Source organism: Clostridium ljungdahlii DSM 13528 (assembly GCF_000143685.1).
Taxonomy (GTDB): Bacteria; Bacillota; Clostridia; order Clostridiales; family Clostridiaceae; genus Clostridium_B; species Clostridium_B ljungdahlii.
On record NC_014328.1, the window covers coordinates 2,450,400 to 2,463,217 of the forward strand.

Sequence of the window (12,818 nt, forward strand, 5' to 3'; positions counted from 1 at the left end):
TTTAATGTCAATCTCCAAATACATTTATTTTTACATTTACAATATAAAATGCTTTTATTTCACGGAATAAGATTCAATTTAGTTGAAAGTGAGTATATATTATAAAAATTTATGGATTTTGCTAAAAATATTAGCAAAACCCTTTCTATAAAAGTCTTTTATTTATTTGACTGGACAGGTATATCTATAATATCTGAAAGTGGATTCATATTTTCAATGCTGTCCCATACAAATGCTTTCAATTTATATATTCCCTCTTCTGGAAGTTTCATAATACCTGTCAAAATAGATGAATATCCATTTTTTATTGTCTGCTTGCTACATATATAATTAATGAATTTACCGCTCTCATCATATAGTGCTACTATAAGCGATTCATCCTGGTCTTTACCTGAATTATTTTCTGCCTTTGCAGATATTTTTGCATCCTCGCCTAATTTAAATGAACTGTCCTTTGTAAGGTTAGTTATCTGTATTGGTTTTGGTATGTTGGCTACTGTAACTATACACTGCACCTCTACACTTCTGTTGTCTTCGGATACTGCTGTTATTACTGCTGTTCCTGCCTTTATTGCTGTTACCTTTCCGTTTCCATCTACTGCTGCTACTTTCGGGTCACTGCTTGACCAATCTACCTTTGTATTTGCTGCATCTTTTGGTAATATTACTGCTGTGAGCTGCAGTGTATCTCCTTCTGCCATGTTTGCACTTGTCTTATCAAGACTTATTCCTGTTACTCTTACCGGTTGAGGCTGAGGCGGCTGTGGTATAGGTTTAGCAATAACTGTTACATCACAAGCTGCTGTTTTATTTCCATCTTCTGTAGTCGCAGTTATTGCTGCAGTTCCTGCCTTTAATGCCGTTACCTTTCCATTTTCATCTACTTTAGCCACCGTAGGGTCACTGCTTGACCAATCTACTTTTTTATTTACTGCATTATCCGGCGTTACAGCTGCTGTGAGCTGCAGTGTTTTTCCTTCTGTCAGGCTTGCACTTGTCTTGTCTAATGTAACTCCAGTTACATTAATTTGAGATTTTTCACTAACATTAACCGTACATTCAGCTTTAATATCTTTATTATATTTACCTGATGCTGTTATAGTTACTGTCCCTGCTTTTACTGCCGTTACTTTTCCATCTCCATCTACCACTGCTACGCTCTCATCACTACTCGTCCAATTTAATGGTTCTGTTGCTTCTTTGGGTGCTGTAGTTGCTGTAAGATTTTGTGTATCGCCTAAATTTAGATTCAATTGTGCCTTATCTAAACTAATCGAATCTATATCTCTGAATGGAGTTGGATTTGAAGAATCACCTGCAAATATAATATTTATTTTATCTTTATCCTTCACAATATCCTGTGACATGCTATCTATACTAAAGAAACTTCCATCATTTATACTATATTTCCAAGCACTAGTTCCTCCCCTATCTCCTTCTGACTCACCATCTATAGTTTTAATATACGTCACAGGTCTATGGAATTGTTGAACAAACATAGTATTAGAATCATATGCTATCTTGTTATCATCTAAGGCTTTCTTTACTACATCCAAGATTTTTAAATTATCACTTATTTCAATATTTTTACTTAATATACTATTTCCTTTATATCCTTTAATAGTTATTGACACCTTGGTGGCTGATTTTTTTGAAACTGTCACATTGCAGGTTGCCACTTTGTTTCCATCTTCTGCAGCTGCCGTTATTGCTGCAGTTCCTGCCTCTAATGCCGTTACCTTTCCATTTTCATCTACTGCTGCTACAGTAGAATCACTGCTTGACCAATCTACTTTCGTATCAGTTGCATCCTCTGGCGTTACAGCTGCTGTAAGCTGCAGCATATCTCCTTCTGTCAAGTTAGCTTCCGTTTTATCTAAAGCTATAGACTCTACTTCTTTTATGCCCTGACCGTCATCTTTAAGTGTTGTTATTGTATCTCCATCCTTTAGTTGTGTATCCTTTTGATTATAAGTACTGTTGTCACCATTTAAAATGTAACTCCAAAACTGCGTATCATCTTTTGACATTAAAGCTCCTTGTGACAAAGAAGATTTATCAAAATCTTGTCCATGCTTTTTTAAACCTTCCATGATTGCAGCATTAATAGAATTATTATTCAATGCAGTAACCTGTTCACTAAAATTATTATCCTTTTGTATACTTTTTACGGTCACATTTACAAAATCATTTTGAGTTGAGTCATAACTAGGCAATAAATCATCATAATTTTTAGCATAAAAAAATAATAGATAATCTCCATCTTTTACACTTTGAGATTTAGGATAATTTTGAGGCGTTGTATAATTAACTTTATACATCCATCCACTTTGAGATCCATAATTACCATCATCAGTGCCATTTTTTTGTCCAGCTATGCTATCTACCATTCCGGTGTCTTTAATTTCTACATTTAATCCTGTAGCTTTCAATACATCTTCAGCAGTGGCATTTTCTTTTACTTTAATTTGCTGCGGACTGAAAAGATTTTCATTATACATTCCTAATACTGCTACATTAACATTTATATCATTACTATTTTCATCTGCAAAAACACTTCCTACATTTATTCCTATCATACTCACTATCATCATAAAGGTTATGAATATAGATATATATTTTTCTCTGATGTTTTTCATATTACACCTCTCTTATTTTTAAATTAAATTAGCAGTAAATGTAAAACACCAGGTTAAAAAACTCTACTTAACCTGGTATTCATCTAAAACTTTTAATTAATCAATAAAGAAACTTACTCTTATTTTATAGACGCAACTGTCTTAATATCCAGAACATTAGCTGCATTATTAACATCAGTTTGAATAGCTTCCAATTTTTCTAATTGAGTTTAATTATTATAAGCTATATTTGTTTTATTTGCATGATTTGTGATTTTTGATATCTATGTTGGTTTACTGTTCCAATTATAATATCAATGTTTAAGTGTTTCATCTGGAAGATATCTTGCTAGTCCCAAATCACATCCACATACTGCTGAAAATTTTCAACGGATTTACAGCACCATCAGGCAGGCCAAATAAAGGTATCGGATAAAGGTACTGGCTATATAATAAAATAAATACTGCCGCAGGCCGCTGTTAAAATAATATGGGACCGCTGCAACTCTCAATGCTAATACTACATCACATATAAAGTTGTAAACAATTTTTTCTTAAAACTTTATCTTATCTCACCTCCACAATTAATAATTTAATATTGTTTATCTTTAGGATTTGATCTAAATATCACCTCCTCAAAAGGGTAAAATTACAATATATCTGTCTATTTTTTATCCGATGGCTACCAGCCGTAATACCCCATCGCACACAGCGAAAGCGACTATCACCAAATCAAATATTTGGGATATCTGCTTTTCTTATAAAGTGGGGGATAACGGCTGCTACGCCCCTGGATAACGATTTTCCCTAAAGGATAACGCCTTCTAAGTGCTAAAGCACTAAGAATCCTGTTAATAAGTTTCAAATGGAGAAAAACTCCACCTGAAACCAAGAACTCTGTTTATAGTGTCTAATATAACAAAAAAGGCCTTCTTGCGAAGGTCTCTTATATATAGCATAAGCTTATAAGCTAAAAAAGAACCAATAGGGTTCTCTCATGTCAATATAACCGTTTACTTTTAATTATAAACAGCTTAAAATAGTAACATCTTTCCCTCCGAAAGAATTAACATCATATCAGGCAGGCTTCCTGGCTCAGATTCATCTTACTCCCCCTGTCTTCCCGGATATAAATTCCAGTGACATAATTAGGGTTTCATCCTCCATACAGTAACGGTGGGCTGCAGTGCTTTTTACACTTTTCCTTTTAACTGCTTAAAAAACAGCACCTAATACTAAATATTAAATTTTTATTACCTTTATGTTAAGTATAAGACATATATTTTCCAAAGTCAACATAATTTTCTTTTGCTAATTTTATCTTTATGATTGAATTGTGATAATGTCTTAGTATACCGCATTTGATTATGTCCCAAATATAGAACTAAATATGAATTTTCATATTTAATACATATTTTAAAAATAGTTAGCATTCTCCATAGTCTTCAGTAAAATATAAAAGTCCTATTTTTCTGACTTTATAATTGCTTATTAAATTTCCTGTTGCTTTGTCATACAAATTATAACCAACAATAGTGTAAATCACAGCATTTTCTTTATCAAGAATGTTCTTATCCATATTATACTGTCCTTTGTTGACATGTACAGTTCCTTTAAATGCTCCCACTGAATATCCACTCACAAAAATATATGTTCTAATAGATATGGAAGGGGTTATGTGACTTATAATAAATCCCCCAATAATTATTATGAAAGAAGATAAAATTACAATACCTTTTCTCGAAAATTTCATTTTCCTCCTCCTTATTACACTTTATAATAAACTGTTACAACAATAGGAACTTCTTTTAGAAGTTCCCCGTCTAATACACGATAAAGCTAAACTAATTACATAACAGTATAGTTTATTTTCTTCATTTATCCACCACCAGTACCGGCAATATTAATATACCAATATGGTATCTTTTTTGAGTATTTATATTTTTTAACAACACTATATGAATCTGGACCAATGCCTGGGTTTTTACAAAAATATAAAGTTCCATACTGTTGGTCAGGAATTGGTCTTTTACAAACTTCTGTTTCAAATGCTTTAATAAAATACCCTCTAAAAAACAAATCTGTTCTTATAGCTCTTTCAATTGTGGAATGAGTAAAAATATCAACTCCAATATATCCTACCATGATAATAATACATATTAATATTATTTTAATGGATCTACGTTTCAATTTTATCCCTCCTTTCATATTGAAAATTCCTATATCCAATAATAGCATTTTATTTATTTGTAAATAGCTCATTAATTTAATAAAATCAAACAACTCATATCTTTAATTTATGGGTTTTGCCAATATCTCCAGCAAAACCCATCTTAAAAGTCTTTTATTTATTTGACTGGACAGGTATGTCTATAATATCTGAAAGTGGATTCATATTTTCAAGGCTGTCCCATATAAATGCCTTCAATTTATATATTCCCTCTTCTGGAAGTTTCATAATACCTGTTAAAATAGATGAATCTCCATTTTTTATTGTCTGCTTTCCGCATACATAGTTGATGAATTTACCGCCCTCATCATATAGTGCTACTATAAGTGATTCATCCTGGTCTTTACCGGAATTATTTTCTGCCTTTACAGATACTTTTGCATCCTCACCTAATTTAAACGAACTATCCATTGTAAGGTTAGTTATCTGTATTGGTTTTGATGTGTTTGTTACTGTAACTATGCACTGTGCCTTTGCATCTTTATTATCTTCAGACACTGCCGTTATTACTGCTGTTCCTGACTTTACTGCTGTTACCTTCCCGTTCTCATCTACTGATGCTATAGTTTTATCACTGCTTGACCAGTCTACCTTTTTATTCGCTGCATTATCCGGTGCTACAGCTGCTGTAAGCTGCAGTGCATCTCCTTCTGTCACACTTGCACTTGTCTTGTCAAGGCTCACGCCTGTTACACTTACTGTTTGTGATGGTGATACCTTTTTCTCTGCTGCAGTTAACTTGTCCACTGTTTCCTGCTTCATGGATGATTTTTGTGCATCACTTAAGGCATCATACAATTTCTCTGCTGCATCAACTTTGTCTTTATCAGCTGAAGTAAGCTTGTCTGCATCTGGCAGTGCTGCTATGGCGCTATTTACAGGCACTGTGGAATTCTTCACATCTGTACAATCAAATATTGAGTTTCTTCCTTCATATGCCCTTACAAGAGAATCTAACCCTCTGCACATTTGTGTTGGCTCATAAGATGATTTATCAAAAGTTGTAGTACCATCTTTAATATTGTAAAACTCTAATGCACCGTCCAAAATACTATTGCCATTTTTTATATATTTACTGTCAAATATATTACTTTTCGTCATTCCAAGAGTCATATACACCTGGGCATTGGTCCATGGATTATTGTAATCACCTGACATACCTCCCCAAAATGATCCCTTGTAAGTTTGTGCATTTGAAAATTGAGCAAATACTTGATCCATAGCTTTCGTTACATCACTATATCCTTCTTTTCCATAATAACTTGCTATTGGTTGAAAAGTCATAAGCCACATATCAGGAACAGCATTAGAAAGTACCTCAGAACCATCTGCACCTTTATTGCCTAACGCACTTTTTGCCCATTCATGAATTAATGCTTCTTTATCAATTCTATTACCACTGCTTGGTATAGCATAATTATAGGAATTTAATCCAAGCAGAGCATATTGACTAGAAAAAGTTTGGTTCGATGTTGAAAGATAATCCTGGTTTGAAATAATATCTATTAAATCATAAGCTTCTATATCTCTTGGATCATACCCTATGGCAGTAATAGCTAAAACCAGCTTATCCCATTCTGTCATCTTTACATCTCTAGGGGTCACTCCTGCTTCCTTCATTTTCTTTAAACCATCCTGCACACTTTTAAACCAGTCATCATAAAATCCTGCTCTTACACCACTATATCCAGAACGAGCAGAAGAAAATACTTCCCATACATAATCATTCAATTCAACAGAGCCCTCTGTGGCACCATCTTTTCCATCAGTACTTGTTTTATCTCCACTCCAGGTAAATTCTGGTACAGCACTCTGTCCAACTCCTAGCTTACTATAAAGTATATCTTCTGCTTTTTTTGCATTTTCTACCTGCTCCTTTTGTTTATCTTCAGAAACTGTTGTAACTCCATTACCATTAAAATTTGGAGTATTAAATGTAACATTGCCTATTTTAAATTTATATTTCTTATTGTCATCATAGGTAATCTGAAGATGATTTTTTAATACATCTGAAGTTAAATCCACTGTATTTCCATTAACAGGGACATAATTCATTGTTACATTATTTCCTGTAAAACCCGGAAAGTTTATTTTCCCATCTAAAGTTACTTTCACATTATCTGAAGCAATACTGTCTTGATCTGAACAGGTAAGAGAAGTTGTATAATCTGCTGTTAAATCTGCTGTCCCATCTGAATTTACAGTTTTATCCTTTATATTGATATTTACATCTACAGGCATATCTGTAGCAATTGTTATTGGTTCTGGAGGCGTCTGATTCGGCTTCAAGTATGGATAACCATCATTTGTATCTGATTTTATATCCCATACCTTATCAAAATCCCATCCAGCATATGTAGCCTGCTGTTTCATTTCATCTGTAGATTTTGCATTACCACCGTAAGTATCTTTTGTAGCTTTAACAATATCTTTATCATAATAACTGCTTGGAAAGTATGCTTGTTTTTTATTTGCAATTCCTCTTACTCCACATGCTGCCATTTTGCCAGCTGCATAACAATTCTTAATTACTTCTTTGTCATTTGGAGACATTACTGAATAGGCTATTCCAGCTACAAATTGTAATTGGTTTGCATCTGTTTGACCTTCAATTTCAAGTCTACTGTAACAGTTTTCCACAATACAATTATCACAAGTCTCATTCTTTGTTATGCATGTTACAATTCCTCCAATGTAAAAACCTGATCCATCTGCTGGCATATTGCTACTGGTAGTTACAATTCCATCAACACTACATAGACTTATTACTCCTGTACTTTCATTTGCAATAGACCCATAGTAACGTGTTTCTCCAGGACTATCTGATAACCCATTAGCGTTGGATACATTCATATTCATATGTAAATTAGTTATAATTCCATAACTACCTAATTTACAAACAAGTCCTGTTAATGGATCATTATAGTTTTTAATACTGTGACCTTGTCCATTAAAATAGCCTTGAAAAGTTCCTGTAGTAGGAGTTAATTGTGTATCATTCGTAATTGTTATATCAGAATTTAAAACAACTTTTTTATTTCCATAATCTATTCCCTTATTTAGATCTGTTCTGAATTTATTAATATCACCTACTGAATTAATAACATATTCACCATTTCCATCAGTAGTAAGTGATGGACTTGCTTCTTCCGCCAGTACTGGTAAAGAAGAAAAGGTACTAAACATAAAACAAATTATAGCCAAAATACTTAAAAATTTCCCAAGAGTATTTTTCTTTTTTATCATCTAATTTTATCCTCCATTTTTAGCAATCTGATGCTATTTATTTTTAGACTTTACCCTGCACATCACCTCCTTGAAAGGGTAAAATTACAATATGCTTGCCTACTTTTTATAATGCTTAATATAACAAAAGAGACCCCTTTCGAAGGTCTCCATTTACCAATACAAATTCATATTATTTTACTGCATAAAACAAATAAAAAGAACCACAAGGGTTCTCTCATGTCAATATAACCGTTTACTTTTAATTATAAACAGCTTAAATATAGTAACATCTTTCCCTCCGAAAGAATTAACATCATATCAGGCAGGCTTCCTGGCTCAGATTCATCTTACTTCCCTGTCTTCCCGGATATAAAAATCCAGTGACATAATTAGGGTTTCATCCTCTATACAGTAACGGTGGGCTGCAGTGCTTTTTACACTTTTCCTTTTAACTGTCACGTTTGACAGCACCTAATACTAAATATTAAATTTTTATTATCTTTATATTAAGGTTAGTACATAATTTTTCAAAAGTCAACATTATTTTCATTAATATAAAGATATTTCTGGACGAAAGATGATAATGTCTTAGTATACCGCATTTGATTATGTCCCAAATATAGAACTAAATATGAATTTTCATATTTAATACATATTTTAAAAATAGTTAGCATTCTCCATAGTCTTCAGTAAAATATAAAAGTCCCATTTTTCTGACTTTATAATTGCTTATTACATTTCCTGTTGCTTTATCATACAAATCGTAACCAACAATAGTGTAAATCATAGCATTTTCTTTATCAAGAATATTCTTATCCATATTATACTGTCCTTTGTTGACATGTACGGTTACTTTAAATGCTCCCGCTGGATATCCGCTCACAAAAATATATGTTCTAATAGACATCGAAGGGGTTATGTGACTTATAATAAATCCCCCAATAATTATTATAAAAGAAGATAAAATTACAATACCTTTTCTCGAAAGTTTCATTCTTCTCCTCCTTATTACAACTTATAATAAAGTTTATACAGAATATAAAGTTTATTTTCTTCATTTATCCACCGCCCCCAGCATAAATATACCAATAGTCAATCTTTTTTGAATACTTATGTTTCTTAGCAACACTATATGAATCTAAACCAATGCTTGGATTTTTACAAAAATATAAAGTCCCATATTGTTGGTCAGGAATTGGTCTTTTACAAACATCTGTTTCAAATGCTTTAATAAAATACCCTCTAAAAAACAAATCTGTTCTTATAGCTCTTTCAATTGTGGAATGAGTAAAAATATCAACTCCAATATATCCTACCATGATAATAATACATATTAATATTATTTTAATGGATCTACGTTTCAATTTTATCCCTCCTTTCATATTGAAAATTCCTATATCCAATAATAGCATTTTATTTATTTGTAAATAGCTCATTAATTTAATAAAATCAAACAACTCATATCTTTAATTTATGGGTTTTGCCAATATCTCCAGCAAAACCCATCTTAAAAGTTTTTTATTTATTTGACTGGACAGGTATGTCTATAATATCTGAAAGTGGATTCATATTTTCAAGGCTGTCCCATATAAATGCCTTCAATTTATATATTCCCTCTTCTGGAAGTTTCATAATACCTGTTAAAATAGATGAATCTCCATTTTTTATTGTCTGCTTTCCGCATACATAGTTGATGAATTTACCGCCCTCATCATATAGTGCTACTATAAGTGATTCATCCTGGTCTTTACCGGAATTATTTTCTGCCTTTACAGATACTTTTGCATCCTCACCTAATTTAAACGAACTATCCATTGTAAGGTTAGTTATCTGTATTGGTTTTGATGTGTTTGTTACTGTAACTATGCACTGTGCCTTTGCATCTTTATTATCTTCAGACACTGCCGTTATTACTGCTGTTCCTGACTTTACTGCTGTTACCTTCCCGTTCTCATCTACTGATGCTATAGTTTTATCACTGCTTGACCAGTCTACCTTTTTATTCGCTGCATTATCCGGTGCTACAGCTGCTGTAAGCTGCAGTGCATCTCCTTCTGTCACACTTGCACTCGTCTTGTCTAATGTCACTCCCGTTACATTTACCGTTTGTGATGGTGATACCTTTTTCTCTGCTGCAGTTAACTTGTCCACTGTTTCCTGCTTCATGGATGATTTTTGTGCATCACTTAAGGCATCATACAATTTCTCTACTGCATCAACCTTGTCTTTATCGGCTGAAGTAAGCTTATCTACATCCAGTGCTGCTATGTCGTTATTTACAGGCACTGTAGAATTCTTCACATCTGTACAGTCAAATATTGAGTTTCTACCTTCATAATCCCTTACAAGAGAATCTATGCCCCTGCATATCTGCACTGGATCATATTTTAAATTGTCATATTGGGTAGTTTTATTTTTGCCATCAAATCCTTCAAGTATAGCATTAAATATGGTATTGCCATCTTTTATAAATTTCTTGTCAAAAACATTGGCATGTGCCATTCCAAGTGTCATATATACCTGGGCATTGGTCCACGGGTTATTTAAATCAATATCGCCATCACTTGTATGACCACCCCAGAAAGAACCAGTATAAGCCTGAGAATTTGAAAATTGATCAAATACATGATCCATGGCCTGTTTTACATCGTAATACTTGTCTCCTTCTTTTGCATTTGCATTATAATACGCTGCAATTTCTTGTAACATCATAGTCCACATATCAGGTGAAGCATTTGCTGCTACTTGAGACCCATCAGCACCTGTTTCTTTGTAAACATTCTTAGCACCATCATGTGTACTCTCTTCCATATAATTTCTGTCAATATGATTTCCATCATTTAGCACATGATCAATATAATTATAAGAAGTTAATGCATAATCTGCATATGTTCCTGCAAACATCTGAACTGATGAATTTAAATAATTTTTATTTGAAATTATATCTATTAAATTATAAGCTTTTATATCCCTGGGGTCATATCCTATAGATGTAATTGCCAGAACCAGTTTTTCCCATTCTGTCATTTTTACATCTTGATCTCCAATTTTTGCATTTTTCATCCTCTGGAGTTCATCCTGTATGCCCTTAAACCAATCGTCATAGTAACCACTTCTTATACCTGTGTATCCAGATCGGGCTGATGAAAATACATCCCAATCATCATCATTTAGTAAAATAGTACCTTCCTTTCCAGGAGCATCAGCTTTATCTCCCTCCCACTGAAATACAGGCACAGCTTTTTCCTGTCCAACACCAAATTTGCTGTAAATTATATTTTCTACTTCCTTTGCATCTTCAACCTGCTGCTTTTCTTCATCCTGTGTAGGTGCTGCCGCACTATTGTCAAGAAGTTTTGCAGTTGAGGGAAGTACTTTACCAAGTAGAAACTGGTAATCTTCATTTTGATCATAGTTTATCTTAATCTTGCTTGAATCAATTGTTAGGGGTACATTTCCTATAGTTGGTGCATTAAAAAATACACCTCCATCACAAGTAGCACTAACATTATACTTGCTTATTAAATCTTTATCTTTATCAGATTCTGGAATCACTTTAAAAGTTGCTTCTGCTTTAAGGCAGTCATCTGTAGTCTTAAAAGGTTCAGTTCCAGGTACAAAGATTCTGTCTTTAGCTGTTGCCTGCACATCTACTACTACCTTTGCTGCTATCTTAGTTGAACTATCCGGATTTAGATATGGATAGCCATCATTTACAGAAGAATCTATCTTCCAGGTCTTATCAAAATCAAATCCAAGCTTGGTGTAGCTGTCTTTATCTTTCATTTGTGCAGTGGTATATCCCACAGGTTTTCCCATAAAAGAAGTACTTGAAAATCCCAGTATATCACTATCATATGCACAGGTAGTTACATCAGTTTCGCTACTTGTATCGATTGGTTGACGAGATACTTTTTTTTCATTTTCCAGGAATTTACCATAAAAATAGCAATTTTTGATTTCTGAGCCAGGTGTAACACAAATTCCTGCAATATTTGGTAAAAATGAAGACTTAGTATCAAAAGTAACATTACTACAGCAGTTATCTGTATATCCATTTATTAGATTCCAGTTATCATCAGAACATGCACTATTACCAACTATTCCTGCTAAAGTTGAAAATCTGCCAGCATCAACTTCAATACTTCCTGTGCTGCAGCAGTGGGTAATTGTACCACAACATTCATTTGCAATTACTCCATAAAATACATCATCGTTGTCATCTAAAATTATTTTACTTCTATCTTTTATGTCTACATTAGCATCAACTTTAACATTCTCCACAATTCCATCTTTCCATACAATTCCAAACAAGCCTGAAGCTGCATCCGTATAACCACTTATAGTATGAAACTTTCCATCAAAAGTACCATCAAAACTTTTATTGTGAGAGGTAAGAGATTTTAAAGGAACATTTGATTTACTTATATCAATATCCTGTGTCAAAACAACTTTTTTGCCTAAATAGTCTATGCCCTTATCGATATCTCCCCTGAGTTTGTTTAGGTCATCTACTGAACTTACAGTGTAATTTCCATCTGAGCCCTGGTTTAAAGATGGCGTTGACGCCGTTGGTGATGCACCTGCTCTAGCAGTATAAGGTGCAAATGTCATTAAAGTAAACATAAGCATCATAACAAGGCTAATCTTTTTCCATAATTTTTTCACTTTGTTCTCCTCTCTAATTTTTATAAAACTATATAAGAAATACCGGGTTAAAAATACATCTTAGCCCGGTATCA

The 12,818-nt window shown here is 33.2% G+C and carries 7 protein-coding genes and 2 riboswitches; all 7 genes read right to left on the bottom strand.

Annotated elements, in window-relative coordinates; translation table 11 throughout:
• Positions 1-158: 158 nt before the first annotated feature.
• Entirely contained in the window at positions 159-2,639 is a 2,481-nt protein-coding gene (locus tag CLJU_RS21325) for an Ig-like domain-containing protein (RefSeq protein WP_013238889.1), read from the bottom strand.
• Positions 2,640-3,681: 1,042 nt separating this feature from the next.
• A riboswitch (cobalamin riboswitch) is annotated at positions 3,682-3,866 on the bottom strand.
• A gap of 178 nt (positions 3,867-4,044) precedes the next feature.
• A complete protein-coding gene (locus tag CLJU_RS11015) occupies positions 4,045-4,371 on the bottom strand; it encodes a hypothetical protein (RefSeq protein ID WP_013238890.1) in 327 nt (108 codons plus the stop codon).
• A gap of 125 nt (positions 4,372-4,496) precedes the next feature.
• On the bottom strand, positions 4,497-4,808 hold the full coding sequence (locus CLJU_RS11020; RefSeq protein WP_041705113.1) for a hypothetical protein: 312 nt from the start codon (positions 4,806-4,808) through the stop codon (positions 4,497-4,499).
• 154 nt (positions 4,809-4,962) lie between these two features.
• Positions 4,963-8,094 (bottom strand): Ig-like domain-containing protein, encoded by a 3,132-nt coding sequence (locus tag CLJU_RS21330; RefSeq protein WP_013238892.1) that lies wholly within the window; start codon positions 8,092-8,094, stop codon positions 4,963-4,965.
• A 286-nt stretch (positions 8,095-8,380) separates the two neighbouring features.
• Positions 8,381-8,566: riboswitch (cobalamin riboswitch) on the bottom strand.
• A 177-nt stretch (positions 8,567-8,743) separates the two neighbouring features.
• On the bottom strand, positions 8,744-9,070 hold the full coding sequence (locus CLJU_RS11030; protein WP_013238893.1) for a hypothetical protein: 327 nt from the start codon (positions 9,068-9,070) through the stop codon (positions 8,744-8,746).
• 64 nt (positions 9,071-9,134) lie between these two features.
• Complete coding sequence (locus CLJU_RS11035) at positions 9,135-9,440, bottom strand: hypothetical protein (protein ID WP_041705114.1); 306 nt, start codon at positions 9,438-9,440, stop codon at positions 9,135-9,137.
• Between the two features lie 154 nt (positions 9,441-9,594).
• Positions 9,595-12,744 carry an Ig-like domain-containing protein gene (locus CLJU_RS21335; RefSeq protein WP_013238895.1) on the bottom strand — a complete coding sequence of 1,050 codons (3,150 nt, stop codon included), beginning with the start codon at positions 12,742-12,744 and terminating at the stop codon, positions 9,595-9,597.
• Positions 12,745-12,818: the final 74 nt, after the last annotated feature.